We start from the raw sequence: 23,101 nt of genomic DNA, 5'->3' as shown, positions 1-23,101 counted from the left end.
AAATCAAGAATGTATGAGTAAATTAGAAAAATGGCAAATATTAAACTCCAAAATGGTCTTAGATAACCCTTGGTGTCAAGTCAGGCAAGATGAAGTTAAATTACCCAACGGTCAGATCATAGATGACTATTTTGTAAATATTAGGCCAGATATTGTACTGGTTCTTCCGATTACTGCCAGTAGAGAAATTATCTTTGTTCGGCAATATAGACATGGGGCTGAGAATTTTTTTATAGAATTGCCAGCCGGCAGGTTTGATCCAACACAAGAAAGTCCAGAAGATGCAGGTATGAGAGAACTGCAAGAAGAAACAGGTTATGTAGCTCAAGAATTAAGAAAAATTGCTACATTATATGACAACCCCAGTAAAGATAATAATCAAATTCATTTATATTTAGCAGAAAATGTCATCAAGACTGGAGAACAAAAGTTAGATATTACAGAAGAAATTGAAGTAATTTTAATTCCTGTAGAGTCAGTGTTAGAGAAAATAGCTCAAGGGGAAATTTCGGTATCAGGGAGTATTGCAGCCTTATTGTTAGGATTAAAGTTTATCACTGATTAAATATTTTCACCCCAGGGAACACCAAAAAATAAATTATCCGCAATTGATGGTTGGGTAGGGTGCGTCAGGATGAATAATTGCTGAGTATAGTTAGGTTCTATCGCACTGACGCACCCTACAAAAAATGATTGGTAGTGATTTAATGACTTTGGAAATCATCACTATTTATCTATTACCACCAAATCCGATTGCCTTCTTCATCTACTCTAGCTTGGCGAATAACATCAGAAATTTCTTCAGCATCTTTTACGTGATGAAGGGCTTTTTTTTCACCGTCGGGATATTCGACAACAAAATAAGTCGGGACTGTAATTTGATCGCCTGTGATGTCTGGTACATCTACAGCAACTTGCTTGGCTTTCTCTTCAACAGATTGAGGCTGTTCAGAAATTCTATCCCCTGGGTTTGCTGTTAAGTGTCTTTCTTTCACGTTTGGTTCTTCGCGGGAGTGCCAATCTTCACTGACTGGTTGCCTAATTTCTTCTGATTGCTTATTTTTATTTTCTATTTCTTTATTCATGGCTATTTCCACAATTAAATTTTATGTATTTACTAATACAATGTAGAAAATAAAATGCCTAAATAGTTCTTTCTTCAGATGGAGTTTATTCACAAATTCTGAATTACATCTCTGAAGTTATATCTTAGCCTCTCATAATTGGAAACAAGTTCTAACTAGAGATTTATTTCTTTAGTTGAAAAGGTGTATATTTCCCTCCCAATGCCTCTACAATAGTGCGGGTATTTGCCTGCATCATTTTGATGTAAGAATCGCCATCGCTTCCTTTTGCTCCAATTGAATCAGAGTAGAGTTCATTTGGTGCTAGTTTGACTCCAGCTTCTTGAGCAACGGTTGTAATTAACGCTGGGTTAATAGTAGTTTCGGCAAAAATTGCGGGGACACCGATTTTTTTGATTGACTCGACTAATCGCTGTACTGTTTGTGCGCTTGGTTGTTCTTCGGTGCTAATACCAATTAATGTGCCAGCGATCGCAATTCCGTAAGTTTGGCCATAATATTGGAAAGCGTCGTGAGTTGTCACCAGTTGGCGATTCTGTGGGGGTATCGTTTGGATTTGTTGATTAATCCAGCTATGCAACTGTTTTAACTCTTCTGTCAGTTGCGCGGCATTTTGAGTAAATTTATCTTTATCTTCCGGGGATGACTCTATTAAAGCATCTCGAATGGCATTCACCATTGCGATCGCATTTTCTGCACTACCCCAAACGTGGGGATCTGGGACAATCTCACCTTTTCCTTTATCTAACTGTAATGGCTTGACGACTTCCCCGACGGCTAACTTCCGCGCTTTCCCACCAGCCGCATTCATTAACTTAATTAGTCCTGGTTCTAAGTTGTAGCCGTTATATAAAATCAAGTCGGCTTCTTCCAAAAATCTGCTGTCTGCTGGAACTGGTTCGTATACATGAGGATCAGCACCAGGCTGCAAAATTCCCTTTAACTGGATTTCTTCCCCTCCAACTTCACCAACTAAATCAGCAATGACTGTGCTAGTTGCTACTACTTGCGGCTTACCATTGTTGACGGAGGGAGTACGGTTAGAGTTAGCTTGTGTACATCCATGTATCAAAATTCCCAAAAATACCCCTAATACCGCCTTACCCAAATATCTGGCTTTTGAATGAGTGATTGCTGCCATAAACTTGTTATCTTTGTTTTCATATTTTTCTCATTTTTTAAGTTACATTATTTTCATAATCTTTTCATTATTTGCTTCCCGTCTCGGAAATGACACTATGAGAACTGCTAATTTTTCCTTAGAAGGTAATTCCAATCTAGTGTGGGTTAATACTGTGACAGCCACAACAAACATTAACATTGCCCATCTAGGAGTACACTACCGTACAGAAGAAGCCTTGAGGGATATTAACTGTATTGTTAAACCGGGACGACTGACTGGGATTTTTGGCCCTAACGGTGCAGGTAAAAGTACCTTAATGAAGGCGATGCTGGGGTTAGTTCCCTTTAGTAGTGGAAGGGTATTGTATCAAGGTAAACCCCTGATGCAGCAATTAGATCAAGTTGCGTATGTTCCCCAGCGTAGCCAAATTGACTGGACTTATCCCGCCACAGTTTGGGATGTAGTGATGATGGGACGAATAAAAAAAACAGGGTGGTTGCGTAGTTTCTCTAGTGTGAGTCGCCAAGTAGCCAAAAATGCCTTAGAAAGAGTTGGGATGAAAGAATTTTGCGATCGCCCCATTGGACAATTATCAGGGGGACAGCAACAACGAGTATTTTTAGCCCGTGCTTTAGCGCAGCAAGCCGAGATTTTCTGTTTTGATGAACCATTGGTAGGGATTGATCAAAAAACCCAAGCAGTAGTTTTTGATGTCTTTCATGAATTAGCTGCGGCTAATAAAATTGTCTTGGTAGTTAACCATGATTTAGGCGAATCTATCAGCCACTTTGATGATTTAGTCTTACTTAACCGCGAACTCGTCGCCACAGGTTCAAGACAACAGGTACTCACAGAAGAAAATCTGCGTTGTGCTTACGGTGGTAAAGTCATGTATTTTACTGACGCAGCTTAAAGTTTGTATAGCGGTTCTTGCTTTAGTGAGGTATAAGAACCCCACCCCCAACTTCCTCCCCGCTTGCGAGGCTACCGTGTACACACAAGTTGAATTACCCCCCTTAATCCCCCCTTGGAAAGGGGGGAAACCGGAAAATCTAGTTCCCTCCCATTTCCAAGGGGAGGGTTAGGGTGGGGTAAACAGAGGACTGATAGTGATTCGATAACTTGTGTATACACCGTAGGCTTGCGAGGAGGGGGCTATGATATGCGTCATGTAAACAGTTATCGAATTACCAATTACGTTAGCGGAGCGGGGCGTTAGCCCATTACGAATTACGACTTGGTTTAATTCCGCCTTGTCAGATTTAACGCTTAACAATTACACTGAGATGAATTAAGCTTATCAGGGTTTATACTCATCTTGAACACGCTGGCGGGACGCTACGAAATCATCAAGTTACTAGGCGGCGGTGGTTTTGCTGTCACATATCTGGCTAGGGATAATTACCAACCTAGTAAACCCTTATGTGTTGTCAAACAACTACGTCCCAACCAAACCCAAAGCCGCGTTATTGAATTTTTTGAGAAAGAAGCCGCTATCCTCGAAAGGCTGGGAAAAAATCCCCAAATTCCCCAACTACTTGCACACTTTAACCAAGACCAAAATCTATATATAGTACAAGAGTTTATCCAAGGACAAGATTTAAGTCGAGAAATCGTCCCTGGTAAGCGACTGAGCGAAAGCTATGTCACCAAGCTTTTACAAGATGCACTAGAAATCCTCTCCTTTGTCCATCAACAGGGAGTAATTCACCGCGACATCAAACCCCAGAACTTGATGCGTCGTCAAGATGGGAAGATTATCTTGATAGACTTCGGCGCAGTCAAAGAATTAGGGACGTTATTGATTAATAGCCAAGGTGAAGTTAATTCTAGCGTGGTGATTGGCACGCCTGGTTATATGTCTTATGAGCAGTATCGCGGTAAACCTTGTTTTGGTAGCGATATTTATGCGTTAGGGGTAATGGCTATTCAAGCTTTAATCGGTGTTTTGCCCGCAGAATTAGAAGAAGACCCGCAAACAGGGGAAATCATCTGGCAAAATCAAGCGCAGGTAAGTAATCATTTAGCTGAAGTGTTAACTAAAATGGTGCGCCATCACTTCAGTATGCGCTATCTTAACGCCACAGAAGCATTACAAGCTTTAATCTCAGTCTCAGCACCATTACCACCCACAGTTTTATCTGAGGTTAACAAGGAATTATATCTGCAAGAAGTCACAAGTCGCGCCCAGCAGGGTGAAGGTAATTTTTCTGTCATTGCTTTGAGGATATTAGAATCAAGGCGCGTTGAGTTGGGGTTATCTGAACAGGAAGCGAGAGAAATTCAAGAACAAGTTCTGCAAACCTATCGGGAGTATGAACGTAAGTTACAAGAGTATGAGCAGACATTGATTGATGTAGTCAAGCAGGAATATCCTTTTAGTCAGCGAACCCAAAAGGAATTACAAGACTATCAGCAATCTTTGGGATTACGGAATGAAGATATTGCAGCGATAGAAGCAAGAGTATTTGCACCACTACAGTCAAAATCTCAGCAACACCAGCAGGAAGCGGAAAGATTACGTCAACAACAGCGACAAGCAGAATTACAGCGACAGCAGCAGGAAGCGGAAAGATTACGTCAACAACAGCAGCGAAAACAACAACAAGAAGCATCTCAGGCTAAATCTAACCCCAGTAGTCAAATTCAAACCTTTGAATTTGACACCGCTACCATTACAGTTACAAATTCAGGGTTTTTAGGTTTAGGGGGAAAGAAACATGAAATCAACCGCATTCGGGGACGCGCTGAGTATTTTAGAGAAAACTTGAGTAATGGCGTTGTTTTAGATATGGTGGCGATTCCTGGGGGTAAATTTCTCATGGGTTCACCAGAAAATGAACCAGGACGATATGATTCTGAAAGTCCAGAGCATCAAGTTAATGTTAAACCATTTTTCATGGGTAAATTTCCCGTCACTCAAGCTCAATGGCAAGCTGTTGCTGGTTTTACTAAGGTGAATATTGATCTAAATCCCGAACCATCTTGTTTTAAAGGTGCTAACAGCCCTGTAGAAAGAGTTTCTTGGTATGATGCAGTAGAATTTTGCGCGAGACTATCGCAAAAAACTGGGAGAATTTATTGTTTACCAAGTGAAGCGGAATGGGAATATGCTTGTCGTGCGGGGACGACTACTCCATATTACTTTGGTGAGACAATTACCAAGGACTTAGCGAATTACGGCAATAGTTACCAACAAACAACTGATGTAGGAAAATTTCCTGCAAATCCTTTTGGTTTATACGATATGCACGGAAGTATATGGGAATGGTGTCTTGATGATTGGCACAACAACTATGAAGGTGCGCCAATAGATGGCAGTTCTTGGTTTGATGATCATAATCATCTTTATCAAAAGCAAGGAAGAGCCTTACTGCGGGGCGGTTCTTGGATCAACAATCCTGGAAACTGCCGTTCTGCGTCTCGCAACGACTCTAATCGCGACAACCTCGGCAACCGTGGTGGTTTTCGTGTTGTGTGTGCCGCCGGGGGGATTCTCCAGCAGAAAATGTAGGGTGCGTCAGTGCAAGAGAACCTAACTATACCGAGAAATTATTCATGCTGACGCACCCTACCAAACTATAAATATTGGTTGGGGATGCGATACGGATATTTAGAGATTAATTTACCCTAACTCTAACTCACTAACTACCAAAATTCTCAACTCTATGACTCGTTGCAAAGCTGCATCATTAGTCAAAAAAGCATCACAGCCGCTTGAGATAGCAGTTGCAATCTGCAAAGCATCGGGTAACTGAAGATTGTAACGCATCCGAATGTTTGCAGCATTTTGTGCGATCGTAGCACTTGTATCTACAAAAACAACTTCATTACTGAGTAATACATCAATAAAAGCTTGCTCTAAATCCGGTAAACCCGAACGTATAGCACCCACTAAACATTCAGATAATGTTATCGGAGATACCACGGCTTGAATATCAGTTTCCAATCGGTCAAAAATTGGTTCTACTAAATAGAAAAACTGTGGATTACGCTCTACAAAATAAATAACTGGTGCTGTATCAAGGAATATATGAGAAACCCCTGCCAATGCTTCACTAATTCTCATTATTCTGTTTTTAACAAATCTTCCCGATGTTCATCTCCTTCACGTCTAGTTTGAGAAACCCACTGTTGAGCATCTTCACCAAAGAGTGGATGAGCAGCCATACCTTTTAAATCGCTCCATTTGCGTTTTGTTTGTGCTGGAATCAAGTGCTTTTTCATGCGTTCTACTAAATGTTCCAGCAACGTCACTTGCTCTTCTGGTGTGAGTTTGTCAATCTCGCTGAACATTTTTTGCAGTGATAAACTCATCAACTTAACTTCAATATTTCTTCTCTGATTGTAACATTAAGTTTGTAGTCAGGACTTTAGTCCTGAATTTCTAAGCACTAAAGTGCTTACTACAAACCGTAAAGTTTTGTAAACAATAGCCAATTCCCCGCTTCCCAACCCTGATAACCCTTCAGGCGAGTCAGAGGAGGGTAGGTGCTGTGATGGGATTCAAACCTAAACTAATTGGGTCTGGATAATCTCTATGTCTAATATGAAAATTGACTGGCTGCAAGCGGCTTTAAATAATCCCATTGCCAAGAGTAAGCTTTTACAGCAACCGACAAAGCTGCGGGAAATCATCAACGATATTCCGGCGCGTCAATGGTTGTTTGAGCAAGCGTGTCAAACTGATGACCCCAATCGGGCAAATCAAACCAAGGAGTTCATTATGATCATGATGAAGTCTTCTAGGTTGATTTGGTGCGGGGGTGGCAAGATATCACCGGATATCTATGAGGAAGCTTTATCACGCACCTGGGAATGGTTTAACAGGGATATTTGTCAAGCATATAATCCAGAAAAGGCTAGTTTTATTACTTGGTTTAACCAGAAGCTGAAATTCAGGATTCTGGATGTCATTCGCGACCAAGAGAAGGACAATAAAAGACGGTTACATCTGCCTGCTGATGAAGAAAATAGTGATTGGATTTATCCGCCTGCGCCAGAGCCTGATCGTTGGCATGAAACTATCCAAGAATGGCTAGATTTAGTGCAGAATCATCCGCAGCAGTTTAGAAATTGTCGAATGCAAAATCATCCTGATGTCAACTGTCAGTTCTTGTTGATTCATATTTTGCAGTTGTTGCGCGATTCAGGAGATATTTCTTGGGATGTTCTGGCTCAAAAGTATGGGGTCGAAGCATCGGCGTTGAGGAGATTTTGTAAGCTGCGATGTTTCCCTATTTTCAAACAGTTGTTGTCTAAATAATATTCCGACAAGTGCAAACGTTTTTTGACACGAATCATGATTGAACCAATCAAAATTTTGATTACCGCAAGCGATCGCCAACAAGCATACCACTTTGCTCAACAACAGCCGACGCAAGCGCGATCGCAACAAGTTTATCGTAATACTTTAGCTGTGTTGGTGACTCAACGTTGTTTGCAACTGTTGGGTATTGATACCGATTTAGCAGCTAGCCATAGCTGGAATCCCCTAGAGCAGCAATTAGAAAACATTGCAGACTTGTATATTCCCAGTTTAAACGGATTTTTAGAATGTCGGGCTTTGCGTGGGAGCGATCGCAAATGTCATATACCCCCGGAAGTTTGGTCAGAACGTCTCGGCTACGTGATGATTGAACTTGATGAACCTTACCAAGAAGGGCAAATTGTAGGATTTGTCGAATCTGTCTCAGTATCGGAACTACCGCGCAGTTATTTTCAATCCCTTGATAACTTGCTGGAGTGCTTGACTTCAGAACCGCAACCAGAACCAATAGTGCAACTCAGCCATTGGCTCAAGCGCACTTTTGAATCAGATTGGCAAGCCCCACAAGACTTGCTGAACATGATGAAAACTTCCGTCGTCCGATTTTGTGACCCACAGCCGCAACGAGGTAATGACCCCATCCGCCAACAGGTTGAACAACTCTATCGCCGAGAATCTTCTAATTTGGTGCAAACCGTTCCCCTGCACTTAAATCCCCAGGAAGCTTTGGTAAATCTCATCCAAACTACTCAAGATGATGAAATTCGCTGGCAATCTGCGGAATTGCTGTGGGGGCTAAATCCACAACATCCAGTTTGCCCAGTCATCAGTGCTAAAGATTTAGGAATTTATCTGATTGGGCATTCTGTAGTGCTGATGGTAGGGATTTTGCCTAAGTCAGATGGCAGGATGTTAATTTTGTTGCGGGTGTATCCCCTAGAAAAAATGTCTCCCCTACCGCCAGGTTTGCGGCTCATCGGGCTGGATGAAATCGGGAATCAATTTTTTGAAGTGGAATCCCGCCAGCAAGATGATTATATCCAATTCAAGTTTACGGCGGACAGAGGCGATCACTTCAGTGTCCGTGTTGTTCTTGATGATGCTAGCTTTACCGAAGATTTTATGGTTTAACTGATCATTAGCTGATCATTGCGGAGTTTTGCTCAATCATGCTTATCTAGAATAAACTCTTTACTTCCAGATATTCCCCCTTGGTCGTTTATGCTGCCATCCTCTGCTAGACCTAGACCTCAAATACCTGAAAACGTCGCCGTTGTGTTGGAGATTAGTAGCGGTAGCTTTGCTGACGGCTTCTCTGTGAAGCTTCAGATTTTAGAAGATGGTCGCACTATTCAAGATGATGATGATTTACCCAATATTCCGGCCGCATCAGAAATGCCGCAGTTGTATCACGAATGGAAAAAAACATCATTAAAAAACAGTCGTCAACTACAAGCAGTTCCAGCACAGGTAACGAATGTAGCTAATCTGGAAACCTGGAGACAAAGAACGGAAGATTTACAGAACTATTGTAGAAGATGGTTTGAAGATAGCGCGTTTAGGAGTTTGCGCGATCGCATTCAGGCTAATACCAGAGTCAGCACTGATCAATCTGTCCCCATTATTATTAGATGTCCTACACAAGATGATAACCAAAATGAAATACTCCGCAGACTACCCTGGCATATCTGGGATTTATTTACTAAGCTTCCCAATGCTGAGTTTGCTTTATTCACCGGATTTCGTGAGCAAGTCCCCACTTTTAAAGCACCAGTCAGAGTTTTAGCGATTTTTGGCAGTTCTCAGGATGGTTTGCAATTAGAACAAGATGTAGCCGCTTTAACACTTCTAGAACAACGTGGAGCGCAAATTGTTAAGCAATCAGAGCCAAGTGAAGAAAAGATTTCTCATCTGTTATTTGATCAAGATTGGGATATCTTGTTTTTTGCTGGACATAGTTCTAGTGAGGGTAAAAGTGGACAGATTCAAATTAGTGATGGCAAATTTTTACCCTTAGATGCGTTACATAAAAGTTTAACAAAAGCCGTCACGAAAGGTTTAAAGTTAGCCATCTTCAATTCTTGTGATGGGTTAAAAATTGCCGATTTTTTGGCAAAATTGAACGTGCCGGCTGTCATCGTCATGCGCGAACCTGTACCGGATAGGATTGCTTATCAATTCTTGCTCTACTTTTTGCGGGAATTCTCTCAAGGTAAACCTCTGTGTTTGGCAGTGCGTGAAGCGCGCGATCGCCTAGAATCTGTACAAGGGACTTTTCCGGCTGCTTCCTGGCTACCCGCCGTTTGTCTGAATCCCATTCAACCGGAGTTTGTTTGGCCTGATAAAACTCCCCAAAACCCTAAATCATCATTTTTCCTGTCTCGTTCTCGGCTCATGCTGGGGTTGGCTACTTTGGCTGGAATCATGGCTGTATCTATCCCAATTACCATCAATCGCTGTCAAATTTTTCCCTCAACCTGCACCCAACCAGAGCAAATTGCTGATGATGTAGAAAAATTCATCAGTTATGGTAAACAGCCAATTGCTGATAGCAGAGTTCGACTGAGTGAGCCATATCTTTCATTAAAACAGCAAGGTATTACAGCATTTGCTGAAGGTAGATATGGCGATGCAGTAGGGATTTTTGATAACCTGCGTAATCAAGCCAAATTAAATAAATCTGCTCAGGGTTTCAGTCAAACAGCTTTAGCAGCACTACAAGATCCAGAAATTCTGATTTATCGTAACAATGCTCTTGTAAATCTGCGGCGTACCCAAAACCCCAATTTGCCAATTTACACCATTGCTGTTGCTGCACCATTAAATTTTAACTTTGGATTAGATATCCTCTTTGGAGTTGCTCAAGCCCAAGATGTAGCAGTTAAAGATGGGTTGAATTTACGAGTCATTATTGCTAACGATAGCAATAAACCTGCCCAAGCGCGGAGAATTGCAGAAATACTCTCAAACAATGCCAAAGTTCTGGCTGTTGTGGGACACTACACCTCTCCCAATACCTGTGCAGCCTTGAAGGTTTATTCTCCAAAGGATCTGGTGGTGATTTCTCCTACGAGTACCGTAGTTAATTTCCAATCAAATCCAGATTGCTATGATCCTAACAAAGTCTTCTACCGTACCGTTTCATCAAGTCGGGTAGAAGCCTATAGTTTAGTGCAGTATTTAGTGGATGATCTCAAAAAGCCTCAGCCAAAAGTGGTTGTTTTTTACAACTCTCAAGAGGAGTTTAGTAAGGATTTATTTGAGCAATTTAAGCAGGTTCTTAGAGCCTTTAATGGAAGTATAATTGCTGAGGTTGACTTATCTGATGCCAAGTTTGATATTACTAAATTGCCACTAGAAGTTAGAGATGCAGATGCTCTAGCAATATTGCCCGATGGAGGGACTAACAATAGTACAGCATTGCAAAAAGCGGTTGAGATTATCAAATTAAACAACGGGAAAAAACCAATTTTAGGGGCAAATCCTCTGTATCTGCAAGAAGTCATTGATAAGGCTAAAGTTACCACAGTAAATAGCTTATTCCTTGCAGTTGATTGGCATCCCAATCAGTGTGGGGCAGAAAATTTTAGAAAAGAGATAAATGAATACTGGGGTGGTGATTTAAATCGACGTACAGCCCTAGCATATGAATCTGTGCAAGCAGTATTACAGGCGATTAAGTTATCAAATTTACCTGTGAATCGGCAAGAAATTCGACAGAAATTGTCTGAAACAGGTATCAGGCCTGAGACAGCCGCATCTAGTAAGATTATTGATGGTTTAAAGATTAGTTTTGATGCAAGGGGCGATCGCGCAGAATTTACCACGCGGGCGATCGTGAGTGTAAATGATCAGTTGAAGTTTGCTCTCGTGAAAGATGTTCCTTGTCCTAAAAAGTAATTTATCAAATCATACCGTTTTATATAGGAATCCGATTTTATTTCTGAAAAAATCTAAGTATATGTAGGGTGTGTTAGGCGTAAGCCGTAACGCACCAAAGGCCTTGGTAGTAGGTGCGTTACGCTGTCGCTAACACACCCTACGCATCTGTTCAAAAATCAAGTAGAAATCCTATAAACTTAATTGTAAAGTTACATAACAAATCCAACAATTTTTACTTTAGCGGACGATATTCCCTCAGAAGGGTAAGAGCATTTTGAATTTTAGATATGGAGTAATTCCTGATGTGTCGTCAACTAATGCAAAGACTATTCCTATTTTCTATCACACTCATTTTCAGCCTCACATTTTCTTTTCATCAAGCTCAAGCCCAATCAGTACCTTTCTATTGGGAGTTTATAAATGTTGATATCGCCGTGCAAACTAACGGTGATATGCTAGTCACCGAAACACAAAAATATACATTTACAGGAAAATATAACAATCAACGCTCCCGCTATATTCCTCTGGATAAAGTAGACAAGATTACTGAAATATCAGTCACAGAAAATGGTCGATTATTACCCAGCGAAACAGGTACAGAAAATAATCAACGTTGGATTCGTTGGAAGCATCAACTCAAAGCACCAGAAAGCCATACTTTCGTATTGAAATATCGTGTTGTTGGTGGGTTAAACGTAGATGATAACGATGCTCAAGTATATTGGAAAGCTATTTTTTCTGGACGGAAAGCCCCTATCAAACAGGCAAAAGTTCGAGTAGAACTCCCTGAACAATTTGCTGCTAATATCAAAGATTTCCAAAGCTTTGGCATATCTACAAATATCCGCAAAGTGAACTCAAAAACTATTGAGGCGGTTGCTGAAACAGCCATTGAACCAGGAGAATATTTAGAAATTCAGGTGACTTTTGATAGCACAGGTACTGAGCTAAAAACCCCTATATGGCAAAGTTCACAATCTGAAGATGATTTATTGAAGTGGATTTTGTGGGCAATTCTCTTGTTAATTGTCTACCGTATCTTATTCTCTCGTAAGAGCGTTAGTGTTACTTACGAATACAACAGTAGTAGTGACGAAGTTGGAGGGTATAGTGATGGTGGTGGTGGTGACGGTGGCTGTGGTGACGGTGGCGGTGGTGGTGATGGCGGTGGTGGTGGTGGTGGTGATTAACTCAATAAATGCTTTAGGCATTTAAGAATTACTGGTTGTAAATCAAAGGCGTTTTGTATCACTATCTTTAATCATTTATATCAACGCCCTTTGCTATCAGGAGAACTCAGAATGTAAGTAGAAAATTTGCATAGTTTCTACACACCAATAATTTGTCCCAATTCATAATCCAGGTATAACAATATGAACCAATCTTTGGCAAAAACTACATCTCTGCAAATTGTTTTAGTTGATGGTTCTGATATCTGTCTGACTGGAACGAATGAACTCATCAAAAATTATTATCCTGATACAAAAATTAGCCTGGCTCAAACAGCTAATGATGCGCTGAATAAAATCTCGAATTTGCAGCCTAACCTCATCATTATGGATATTTGTTTACCAGAACAGCCTGGAAAAATAGCACAGACTCGTATAGGTCTAGAATTATTACAACAGGTAATGCACACATATCCTAATGTGAATATTCTTGTCCAAAGCTCTTATGTGAAAAGACTAGTGCAAATTAAACCTGCAATTGATACTCATAAAGGGGGCTTTGTGATTGCTGATAAAAATATTACTAATCAAGAAATGCTCTCCAGAATAAATGGGGCATTAAGGGGATTTACCTGTATCAAAGAAATTACAGATATCTATATATATCCAAATATTTATGAGGAATTAAACGTTAAACCAGAGATATTAAAGTTACTCAGCCTAGCCTTTAATGAAGGATTGCAAGATAAAGCGATTGCTGCACATATTTGTGTATCTGAACGCACAGTCCGTAACCACTGGGATACATTGCAATTAGCCTTGGGTATTGATTGTGATGAATTAAGAACTCAAGGAAAAAACATCAGAATCATGACTAAAATTCGCGCCAGAGAAGCAGGCTTAATTGATTAGTTCATACTAAGGACTAAAGTCCTTACTACAAACTTATTTTCTCAAATCATGCACGAGGTAATCTATTCATGATAAATAAATCTCGGCGTAAAATTTTCCAACTGTCTCAAACTCAATTATTAATAACTGGGGTATTAATCGGTTATCTGGGCTTTGTTTTGTGGTTAGGAATGCGTTTGATTGTGATATTTAGCGGTGCAGTGATTGTTGTTTTGGCGATCGCATCTTGGTATATGCAACTCCAACGCCAAAAAAGCCGCACTTTGGCAAATTCAGCAAATTTACTGCAATTAGATGTATTTCTTGGTCATATCAGTTACTTGGATAACCAGATTCCTCATGCTTGTGAATCTCTGTGGCGATCAGTTCGACAACAGACTTTAACGATTCAGCAGCTTACTATCCAAATTTCTCAACAGGAATCAACTTTTACTCCAGACTTGCTAGAAACCTTGCACACCGTTTTAGATTTGCTTGACCGACTAGTAAAGGCTTTGCAAGTCACTGAAAAAGTCCAAACATCACATTATCGAGAATTAGCAAAACAACAGTTGCAAAGCAGTCTGAGCCGACTTCAGCACACCCATGATCAACTTCAAGAATTGCACGACCAAATAGCACTGGACAATTTGGGACAACCTGCACTAACTAATTCTGGTGTGATCTCAACACGACTGCAAACACTGATTGCTGAAAACACTAGAGGAATTTTAAGGGACTAAATCACATGAAAAAATTACGTTTTCAATTTGGGCTAGTAATTGGACTATGCCTCAGCTTGTTGTGTGCTTGTACTATACCAATAAATATAGATTCTTTTGAAAGTAGCGATCGCTATCTGCGGGAACAGCTTTTACCAAACATTATAGTAGATTCACAACTTGTATCTGATACCACGTCCTATACTGTCGTGATTCCTCCGGTGGCTGATTCTGTACCTGATCCAAACACCTTTCCTCTGTATGGTGCAAAGCCTAGCAGTGATTCAAATATTGTGTATGTGGAAATCTATAGTTCAGCAGAAAAAGCCAATGGAGAACGAGAGGATGAACATTGGTTAGTTGATGTCGCCGAAAAATTTAATCAACAACGTCAAAAACTTCCATCTGGACAAGTGATTCAAGTCGGGATTCGGAATATTCCGTCAGGATTAGGCGCACAGATTTTAGCAGCCAGAAAAGGGAAACCCGCAGGCTACACCCCAGCAACTGCTATGTGGTTGGAACTACTCAAAGCCGAAGGATTATCCTTACAAGCGATCGCACCGGCTTTAGTCCCCAACCAAGCCATTTTTGCTATTCAACCCCAAGCCTATAAGGAATTAGCTCAAGGTGGAGAGGTGACATTTGATCGGCTGATGGATGCTATTCTCTCAGGTAAAATTCAAGTTGGTTATTCCAATCCTTATATCGCCTCATCAGCCTTAAATTTTCTGCACACTTTACTATGGCGTTCAGCCGGTCATGCTCAAGATGGTAAACCATTGACTATCGCTGAACTAAATGAGCCTCAAGTAACTTCAGCTTTTAGCAGCTTCCAAAAACAAATCAGCCTGACAACACCTACATACTTAGACTTAAAGCAAATTTGGCTACGTGATTCCCAAAAGTTTCAAGCGATCGTCATGGCTTACCAAAGCTATGTCAACTTAAAGAAACAGCCGGAATTTGCAAAACTGGCTTACATTCCCTTCGGTAATCCTGAAAATTCACCATTAGTAGGATTTGATTGGAATAGTGCATCGAAACAAGCAGCCTTAAAGCAATTTGCTAGCTTCGCCACCTCTGCACCCATGCAAGAATTAGCCAAACAACAGGGATATGAACAAACAGAATATCTCAAGCGCAGTAAATTTCCACCCATACCATCAGGGGAAGTTTTAAAAGCAGTCCAGTCATTCTGGAAACAACGCAAGGATGGCGGACGGACTGTATACATGGAACTGATTGTAGATACAAGTGGTTCAATGGAGAACGATAACCGCCTGAAAGCAGTTCAGGAAGCCTTACGATTTGCTAGCAAACAAATCAACCGGGGTAATCAGATTGGGTTAATTACATTTAGCGATCGCCCTGTTCGCCGAATTGCTCTTGCTCCCTTCAACGAGTTAGAACAAAAACGATTATTTGCAGCCATAGACCAACTGCAACCTGATGGTAATACAGCCCTCTATGACGGACTAGCCGTTGGTTTAGCAGATTTGATGGAAAAACGCAAAACCGATCCCAACGGGCGATTCTACGCCTTACTGCTGACGGATGGACAAAGCACCAAGGGAATTGAGTTTGCACAAATTCAGGATGTGATTAAGCACAGTGGAGTGAGAGTTTATCCCATCGCCTACGGTGAAGTTAATCAAGAGGAATTAGAAGCGATCGCCGCCATTCGGGAAGGTAGCGTTTACCAAGGTACACCCGAAAAAGTTCAAGTTCTGCTCAAAGACTTGTTTCAGACTAATCTTTAGGGACTGGGGATTGGGGACTGGGGACTGGGGATTGGGGAAGATGTTTTCTTAGTGAAAGATATTACGAATTAAAAAAATGAATCTCAATATGCAACTACTTAAAACTTTAGGACTCAGTTGGTTAGTTTTTTTGCTCACCGGATTGTTAATCAGTTGGTTGTTTGCAGTTCCCTCTATTACACTACTGATTGATCGCAGCTATTGTCCGGCAACAGAATGGCAGCAGGTTGTTCAGACTTATACCAAACTCTATCAGCAACATCAACAACGCCAGTTGCAATTGCAATCTGTGATTTTGTTCAGCAGTCTAGGAGAAGATAGATTGTCAATTCCACCCAAGCCTGAAGTATTACAACAGTCACCAACCTACGGACAAGCGCAGTTACAAAGGCAAATGCAACTACGAAAAAACTATCCCCAAGCACAACTGTTACAGTGTCCGCAATAATCACCTGTCACCTGTCCCCTGTCATCTGTCCCCTGTTTCTCGCTAGTGCAAATAAAGCTACCATTGAAAATAGGTAAAAAGCTGAGATTCATCTATGTTAGACGCTTTAATTGAGCCGTTGCAGTATGGTTTTATGCAGCGATCGCTAGTCATTGCGATTTTGGTGGGTTTACTATGTGCTGTTGTGGGTAGTTACTTGATGGTGCAGAGATTAGCACTGTTGGGTGATGCGATCAGTCACTCAGTTTTACCAGGATTGGCGATCGCTTTTATGCTGGGGGCAAATATTTTTATTGGCGCGTTTATTGCTGGAGTGTTGAGTACGGTAGCTATAACTTGGATTAGGACGCGATCGCCTATTAAAGAAGATGCCGCAATGGGGATAGTTTTCTCGGCATTCTTTGCCCTAGGCATTACTTTAATTACTATTATTCAAAAAGACAATAAAATTGACCTGAATCACTTTCTTTTCGGCAATATTCTGGGGGTAACTGTAGATGAAGTGCGCCACACAGCTATCATTGCCGCCATTGTTTTAATAGTAATTGTTTTGTTATATAAAGAACTACTATTTTACACCTTTGACCCCTTGGGAGCGCAAGCCGCAGGTTTACCAGTCAATCGACTTAACTTTGGCTTGATGCTGTTGATTTCGTTAACTATTGTCGCCAGCATGAAAGCTGTAGGTGTAATTTTAGTCCTATCACTATTAATTACACCAGGAGCAACGGCTTATCTATTAGTGAAACGTTTACATGAAGTCATGATTTTGGGTGCAGTGATTGGTGTGATTTCTAGTATTAGTGGTATGTATCTCAGCTACTTTTATAATTTGCCCTCTGGCCCAGCCATTGTCTTAGTAGTGTCAGGATTATTTCTGTTGGCTTTATTATTTAGTCCCAAACATGGCGTTTTAATTCCTACTAGTAACCAAAAAGAATGAAATGTTTTATGCAGTTACTTTGGCAAGATGATTATTCAATCATGACTGGAGCGGAGCGTAAGGAAGAATCTAGGCTTTGTGGCACATACACCAGATGTTACCCTTTGCTACGCAACGCTACCGCGAACGGGAACGCTTTCAGCGAACATTCCGCTACGCTGCATACTCCTGCGGAGAAGCAAGCTACAACATGACAAAGAAACAGACTTTTCAAACACCCTCTTAGAGAAGTAACACAAAGCTTTTATTTTCGTTGCGAATGCGTCAGTTTTATTAAAATATTGAGATATTCAGATATTTTTATACAAAAAATATCGACAGCATCAGTTAAGCTGACAAAAGCAGTTTTAACCCTCAAAACCATGACAGCGAGTAGTCCGAAAATTTTAGCTTTAGACTTTGATGGTGTGATTTGCGATGGACTAATTGAATATTTTGAGGTAGCATGGCGTGCTTACTGTCAAATTTGGTCGCCTGCTAACGATACACCACCAGACGATTTAGCATTAAGATTCTATCGCCTCCGACCTGTAATTGAAACAGGTTGGGAAATGCCAGTGTTAATTAAAGCCTTAATAGATGACATTCCAGAAGACAAGATTCTTCAGGAATGGGCAAATATTACCCCACAAATTTTGTCAACCGACAAGCTACAGTCAAAAGAAATTGCGATCAAACTAGACAGCCTACGGGATGAATGGATTGCTACAGATTTAGACGGTTGGCTGAGTTTGCATAAATTTTATCCTGGGGTGGTGGAAAAACTAAAAGTGACTATTGATAGTGAAGTCAAGCTATATATTGTCACCACCAAAGAAGGACGCTTTGTACAGCAGTTATTGCAACGAGAAGGGGTAGACTTACCACCAACAGCCATTTTCGGCAAAGAAATCAAGCGTCCCAAATACGAAACCCTGCGCGAATTGATTACAGGCGCGGATATTCAACCCGGTAATTTGTGGTTTATAGAAGACAGACTCAAGACATTGGAATTAGTCCAACAGCAAACAGACCTAAAGGATGTCAAGCTTTTCCTAGGAGATTGGGGTTATAATACGCAACCAGAAAGAAAAGCTGCCCAAGACAATTCCCGAATTAAATTATTATCCCTGTCTCAATTTGCTAAAGATTTTTCTGGGTGGCTGTGATAATTAGGGGACAGGGGACAGGTGACAGGTGACAGGGGACAGGTGACAGGGGAAAAGAAAGCAGGGGAAGCAGGGGAAGCAGGGGGAGAAAAATATAATGCGTACCTACTCAGCACTCAGCACTCACTACTCAGCACTCAGCACTCACTACTCAGCACTCAGCACTCACTACTCACTACTCAGCACTCAGCACTCACTACTCACTACTCAGCACTCAGCACTCACTACTCACTACTCACTACTCACTCTATGCTTGATTTAACGAAATTAGCGCGAGAAATGCAGGGTATAAGTCAGCATCTTAGCCAAGAGGCTGTGGCTAGTCGCCAGCGTTTAGAGTTGGCGCAACAGCACCTAAAAAAAGCTTATGAGTGTCAACAAGAGGTGATGGAACGTCAGGAAAAATGGCGCGATCGCATTCTCTTTGCTAATGCTACACCCCTTGAGCCGCTAAATACTCGCATAGATATTCCTGTTCCCCCCAAGGTACACACTGTTATTGCTACCGATGGTTCACAAATTGCCCCCAATCATCACGAAATTGCTTACTGTTATCTCTTAAATATCGGTAGGGTAGTCCTACACTATGGACAAAATCGCTATCCCCTCATGGATAGTTTGCCAGAGGTATTTTACCGCCCTGAAGATTTATATATGTCCCGCCAGTGGGGAATTAAAACTGAAGAATGGATGAGTTATCGCCGCACTGCTAGCGAAGCAACGGTTTTGGCTGAGTTGGTGAGGGAAGTAGGTACTGGTGACGGGGGACTGGGGACTGGAAGGAGAAAAACAGGGGATCTGGGGAGTAGGGAAGAGAACAATAACCAATCCCTAATCCCTCATCCCCAATCACCAATTCCTGCTTTAGCAATGGTGGATGGTTCGTTAATTTACTGGTTTTTGGAACAGTTACCTGTAGATGCACGCGATCGCATTTTACCCCCCATTCTGGAAGCTTGGAGTCAAATGCGTGCGGCTCAAATTCCTTTGATGGGTTATCTCAGTGCTTCTCGGAATGTGGAGGGGGTGAATTTTTTAAGGTTGTTGGCTTGTCCCCATCCCGCACCAGATTGTGTTAGTTATTGCCCCAATCAACTAGAAAAAGTCCCTTGCAAAGTGTTTGAACCGTTGCGAGATACGGCATTGTGGACTACTCAACTTACGCCTGGACAACGGGGGCCACTGTGGCGCAGCAATAACCGCATCCTGGAACTTTACGCAGACCAAACTATCTATTTTTGCCACGTTCACGTCGGTACAGAAATTGCGCGGATAGAAGTACCCGCATGGGTAGCTGAGAATACAGCCATGTTTGACCAAGCTTTGGGATTGATGTTAGCACAGGTACAGAAAGGCTGTGGTTATCCTGTGGCGATCGCCGAAGCCCATAATCAAGCTGTAGTCAGAGGCGGTGATAGAACCCGTTTTTTTTGCGTTGTTAGAGAAACAAATGATTAAAGCTGGGTTGAGAAATGTTGGCACTTCTTACAAGGAAGCTAGAAAACGCGGCAGTATTGCTTAATATTCCTATTTACGTCAATCACTGAAAAACTGAATTATTGATGTCTTTGCTAATCCAGTATAAACTTGCAATTATTCACCTAATATCTTGGGTGAGAAATTTATTTAGCTGATTCTAGGTAAAAAATTAAATCCTAGTATTGGCTTAAACTATTGATCACCTGAGTCTAATCCTATGATAAAAGCCGTGCAGTGGCTTGTTAACAAACAGTCTTTGTTTAGTGGCAAGATATTAATTGTAGGTGCGATCGCATCACTACTGAGTATAGGCTGTACTGAAAATTCATCCCCATATAGTCAGCAGACTCTCAATCAAACCTCATCGCCATCGCCAATTAAGGTAACTAGACGCACAAGGGAAAGACAAGGTACTGCGTATGAAACCCCTACTAATAGCAAAAACAATCCACCCAATCTCAGAATTGGGTTAATGCCTACCCAAAATCAGACAGACCAAAAACAAGCACTTAAACCCCTAGGTAATTATTTAGAAACATATCTAGGGCGAGGCGTTGATTTCCAGATTGCTCAAGACAATAAAGAAGTTGTACAGTGGCTAGTCGAAAACCAAATAGATATAGCCTACTTGGGATCTGTTACCTATCTTGAAGCTGTAGAGAAAGGTGCAAAAATTCAACCTTTGGTAGCTCCTATTGACACCAATACAGGTCAACCTTGGTATCGATTGTGTATTATTGTTAAAGCCAATAGCAACATTAAGAAATTAGAAGACCTAAAAGGCAAAAGCATTGCTTTAGTTGATCAAACCTCTACCTTCGGATATCTTGCAGCCTTAGCAGATTTGAAACAACAAAGAATTAATAATCCTTACCAAGATTTTACTCAACTCATCTATTTGGGCAATCATAGTCAAAGTATGGCGGCACTAGAAAATGGCATGGTTGATGCTGTCGCTAGCAATATTGCTTCATATACTAAACAGCAAAAGAATGTTAAACTCACATCAAAAAATACTAAAATTATTTGGGAATCTGCTCCCATACCCAACTTTCCTATAGTAGTATCGGAGGAACTACCCCCTGAGTTAATACAACAACTTAAGCAAGCTTTTCTAAGTATTACGATGGAGATTGATGCTATTGGAGGTAGTAAATTAGATGGATATACCCTTGTCATTGCTTCTGATTATGATCAGATTCAAAAAATCCGCCAAGAATTGAACTTAATGTCTCTTCCGTAAAATGAAAATCTCTACAAAGCTACTGACTAGTTCTGCCGTATCTGTTGGACTTGTAGTGGCTATCCTCATTGGTAATACGGTAGTAGTGCAGCAGATTAAGCAAACTGTACGCGAGAAAAGCTATGACACTGCGGAAACCATCAAAGCAGCTCTAGAAGCAGATAACGCCTTGAAGTCAGAAATTATTATCCTCAAAGATTTTGTTCTATTCCAAAATCAAAATGCAGAAATTGAACAATCCCATGCACAGTTTATCAACTCCTTGGATGAGTTGGAACTCTTAATGCCAGATGTGCCTGAAATATCTGTAATTCGTCGTCGTCACCAGTTTCTTCGCCGCATAGCAACTCAATTAATTGAGCAAAGTTCGAGTCAAGCTAATGCGGCAGATTCACAACTGTATTTTCGCTCTATTAATTCTTTTAGCAGAGATATTAAATTATTTCTTGATGAGCTCATTCAACGTACTGATAAACAAAGGGAGTTAGTAGAAAAAGATTTAGAAAATCTTCATCAAGTACAGAGAATTATTTCTTTTGTGGTCGTTGCAGTGATTTTAATGCTGTTTTCTGGCGAATTTATGCTGATTTGGCGACCAACAATCAAATCTTTGCATAATTTGCAGGCGGGAACATCAGAAATTGCTACAGGTAACTTTGAGTATCGTTTGGATATGCGTACTGGTGATGAAATAGAAGACTTGGCTAAAGCATTTAACCATATGGCTATTAAATTAGCTAAGTCTCATGAAACACTGATTAAAAATACAGAATTAACTCACATGAACCAACGTTTGGAGTTAGAAATTACTGAACGCAAACAAGCAGAATTAGAACTCCAAAGAGCATTACAAGAATTACAAAGTACCCAAGCACAACTAATTCAAACTGAAAAAATGTCTAGCTTAGGTCAGTTGGTAGCTGGGGTAGCACATGAAATTAATAACCCAGTGAATTTTATTTACGGTAATGTGACTCATGCTAATGACTACACACAAGACCTACTAGATTTAGTCAGTTTATATCAACAAGAGTTTCCCCATCCTAGTAAAACAATCCAATCAAAGATTGAACACATGGACTTGGAGTTTATCCAAGAAGACCTACCAAAAATTCTCGGTTCGATGACAATGGGATCTCAGCGTATTCAGCAAATAGTTTTGTCTTTACGTAATTTCTCTCGTCTAGATGAAGCGGAGATGAAAGCAGTCAATATTCATGAAGGAATTGAAAGTACACTATTGATTTTGCAAAATCGATTCAAGGCTAAACCAGAGAACCCCAAAATCGAAATTATCAAGGAGTATGGCCAGCTACCTCTGGTAGAGTGTCATGCAGGACAGTTAAACCAAGTATTTTTGAATATTATTAATAATGCTATTGATGCTCTCAATAGTTATAATGCCGAGCGTACCCCACAAGAAATTGAAACTAATCCCAGTTACATTAAAATTAGCACTTATCTTGCTAAAAATAACCGAGTCATAGTCAAAATCGCCGACAATGGCCCAGGCATGACTGATAAAGTTAAACAAAAGTTATTTGACCCATTTTTCACAACTAAACCTGTGGGTCAAGGAACAGGTTTAGGTTTATCGATTAGTTATCAAATTATTGTTGATAAACACTCTGGAATATTGCGATGTGAATCGGACTTGGGGAAAGGATGTGAATTTTGGATTGAAATTCCTTTACATCAACAGGAAATTCAACATTCGACAGTTCCAATGGAAGCGATCGCCTATAGTGGTAACACTACCGAATTGCCAGTATCATACCATTGAGATACCCATTCCCCTGTCATGCTGACGCAGGAAGCATCTCACTCCTTCCCTTAGTCATGAGATTCTTCGTTTCACTCAGAATGACAAAACGCTCCCAATGACGATCGCCTGATAATTATCAAGTGCGATCGCATTCAGATTACGCAATAATTT

The 23,101-nt window shown here is 40.8% G+C and carries 21 protein-coding genes; 17 read left to right on the top strand and 4 right to left on the bottom strand.

Translation table 11 applies throughout. The annotated features are described in order from the left end of the window. Nucleotides 1-13: 13 nt before the first annotated feature. Nucleotides 14-565, top strand: a complete 552-nt coding sequence (locus L6494_RS23490) for an NUDIX hydrolase (RefSeq protein ID WP_237990142.1) — start codon at nt 14-16, stop codon at nt 563-565. A 172-nt stretch (nt 566-737) separates the two neighbouring features. Here the strand turns inward: L6494_RS23490 and L6494_RS23485 are convergent, their stop codons facing one another. Further along, nucleotides 738-1,085: a hypothetical protein gene (locus tag L6494_RS23485; RefSeq protein WP_237990141.1), complete on the bottom strand. Its 348-nt coding sequence runs from the start codon at nt 1,083-1,085 to the stop codon at nt 738-740. Between the two features lie 163 nt (nt 1,086-1,248). Then, entirely contained in the window at nt 1,249-2,226 is a 978-nt protein-coding gene (locus L6494_RS23480; RefSeq protein WP_237990140.1) for a metal ABC transporter substrate-binding protein, read from the bottom strand. Nucleotides 2,227-2,323: 97 nt separating this feature from the next. Between L6494_RS23480 and L6494_RS23475 the strand changes: the two genes are divergently transcribed. Both L6494_RS23475 and L6494_RS23470 read left to right on the top strand, forming a co-directional pair. After that, nucleotides 2,324-3,121 carry a metal ABC transporter ATP-binding protein gene (locus L6494_RS23475; protein WP_237990139.1) on the top strand — a complete coding sequence of 266 codons (798 nt, stop codon included), beginning with the start codon at nt 2,324-2,326 and terminating at the stop codon, nt 3,119-3,121. Between the two features lie 405 nt (nt 3,122-3,526). Beyond that, nucleotides 3,527-5,722 (top strand): bifunctional serine/threonine-protein kinase/formylglycine-generating enzyme family protein, encoded by a 2,196-nt coding sequence (locus L6494_RS23470; protein ID WP_237990138.1) that lies wholly within the window; start codon nt 3,527-3,529, stop codon nt 5,720-5,722. A gap of 111 nt (nt 5,723-5,833) precedes the next feature. Here L6494_RS23470 and L6494_RS23465 read toward each other — a convergent pair whose 3' ends face one another. Then, complete coding sequence (locus L6494_RS23465) at nt 5,834-6,277, bottom strand: type II toxin-antitoxin system VapC family toxin (RefSeq protein WP_237990137.1); 444 nt, start codon at nt 6,275-6,277, stop codon at nt 5,834-5,836. Then, entirely contained in the window at nt 6,277-6,525 is a 249-nt protein-coding gene (locus L6494_RS23460) for a hypothetical protein (RefSeq protein ID WP_237990136.1), read from the bottom strand. The genes L6494_RS23465 and L6494_RS23460 overlap by 1 nt, the downstream gene beginning before the upstream one ends. A gap of 223 nt (nt 6,526-6,748) precedes the next feature. Here L6494_RS23460 and L6494_RS23455 point away from each other — a divergent pair, with 223 nt between their 5' ends. The 14 genes from L6494_RS23455 (at nt 6,749) to L6494_RS23390 (ending at nt 22,948) form a co-directional block, all read left to right on the top strand. Beyond that, nucleotides 6,749-7,474, top strand: coding sequence for a hypothetical protein (locus L6494_RS23455; RefSeq protein WP_237990135.1), 726 nt, complete (start codon nt 6,749-6,751; stop codon nt 7,472-7,474). A 36-nt stretch (nt 7,475-7,510) separates the two neighbouring features. Then, nucleotides 7,511-8,608 (top strand): DUF1822 family protein, encoded by a 1,098-nt coding sequence (locus tag L6494_RS23450; RefSeq protein ID WP_237990134.1) that lies wholly within the window; start codon nt 7,511-7,513, stop codon nt 8,606-8,608. 90 nt (nt 8,609-8,698) lie between these two features. Further along, nucleotides 8,699-11,377, top strand: a complete 2,679-nt coding sequence (locus tag L6494_RS23445; protein ID WP_237990133.1) for an ABC transporter substrate-binding protein — start codon at nt 8,699-8,701, stop codon at nt 11,375-11,377. Nucleotides 11,378-11,661: 284 nt separating this feature from the next. Further along, complete coding sequence (locus L6494_RS23440) at nt 11,662-12,549, top strand: DUF2207 domain-containing protein (protein ID WP_237990132.1); 888 nt, start codon at nt 11,662-11,664, stop codon at nt 12,547-12,549. Between the two features lie 183 nt (nt 12,550-12,732). Further along, the gene (locus L6494_RS23435) at nt 12,733-13,440 is read left to right on the top strand and encodes a response regulator (RefSeq protein WP_237990131.1); all 708 of its coding nucleotides are present in this window, start codon (nt 12,733-12,735) and stop codon (nt 13,438-13,440) included. A 68-nt stretch (nt 13,441-13,508) separates the two neighbouring features. Next, complete coding sequence (locus tag L6494_RS23430) at nt 13,509-14,162, top strand: hypothetical protein (RefSeq protein WP_237990130.1); 654 nt, start codon at nt 13,509-13,511, stop codon at nt 14,160-14,162. Between the two features lie 5 nt (nt 14,163-14,167). After that, complete coding sequence (locus L6494_RS23425) at nt 14,168-15,904, top strand: vWA domain-containing protein (RefSeq protein ID WP_237990129.1); 1,737 nt, start codon at nt 14,168-14,170, stop codon at nt 15,902-15,904. A gap of 76 nt (nt 15,905-15,980) precedes the next feature. Continuing rightward, nucleotides 15,981-16,352: a hypothetical protein gene (locus tag L6494_RS23420; protein ID WP_237990128.1), complete on the top strand. Its 372-nt coding sequence runs from the start codon at nt 15,981-15,983 to the stop codon at nt 16,350-16,352. Nucleotides 16,353-16,446: 94 nt separating this feature from the next. After that, complete coding sequence (locus tag L6494_RS23415; RefSeq protein WP_237990127.1) at nt 16,447-17,295, top strand: metal ABC transporter permease; 849 nt, start codon at nt 16,447-16,449, stop codon at nt 17,293-17,295. Nucleotides 17,296-17,371: 76 nt separating this feature from the next. Beyond that, nucleotides 17,372-17,521, top strand: coding sequence for a hypothetical protein (locus L6494_RS23410; protein ID WP_237990126.1), 150 nt, complete (start codon nt 17,372-17,374; stop codon nt 17,519-17,521). A 136-nt stretch (nt 17,522-17,657) separates the two neighbouring features. Next, nucleotides 17,658-18,443, top strand: a complete 786-nt coding sequence (locus tag L6494_RS23405) for an HAD family hydrolase (RefSeq protein WP_237990125.1) — start codon at nt 17,658-17,660, stop codon at nt 18,441-18,443. 249 nt (nt 18,444-18,692) lie between these two features. Then, nucleotides 18,693-19,901, top strand: coding sequence for a DNA double-strand break repair nuclease NurA (locus L6494_RS23400; RefSeq protein ID WP_442947020.1), 1,209 nt, complete (start codon nt 18,693-18,695; stop codon nt 19,899-19,901). Between the two features lie 238 nt (nt 19,902-20,139). Then, nucleotides 20,140-21,165: a phosphate/phosphite/phosphonate ABC transporter substrate-binding protein gene (gene phnD, locus L6494_RS23395; RefSeq protein WP_237990124.1), complete on the top strand. Its 1,026-nt coding sequence runs from the start codon at nt 20,140-20,142 to the stop codon at nt 21,163-21,165. A gap of 1 nt (nt 21,166) precedes the next feature. Beyond that, nucleotides 21,167-22,948 (top strand): HAMP domain-containing sensor histidine kinase, encoded by a 1,782-nt coding sequence (locus L6494_RS23390; protein ID WP_237990123.1) that lies wholly within the window; start codon nt 21,167-21,169, stop codon nt 22,946-22,948. Nucleotides 22,949-23,101: the final 153 nt, after the last annotated feature.

This window comes from Nostoc sp. UHCC 0870 (assembly GCF_022063185.1).
GTDB lineage: Bacteria > Cyanobacteriota > Cyanobacteriia > Cyanobacteriales > Nostocaceae > Trichormus.
This window is presented reverse-complemented; position numbering and strand designations above follow the sequence as displayed.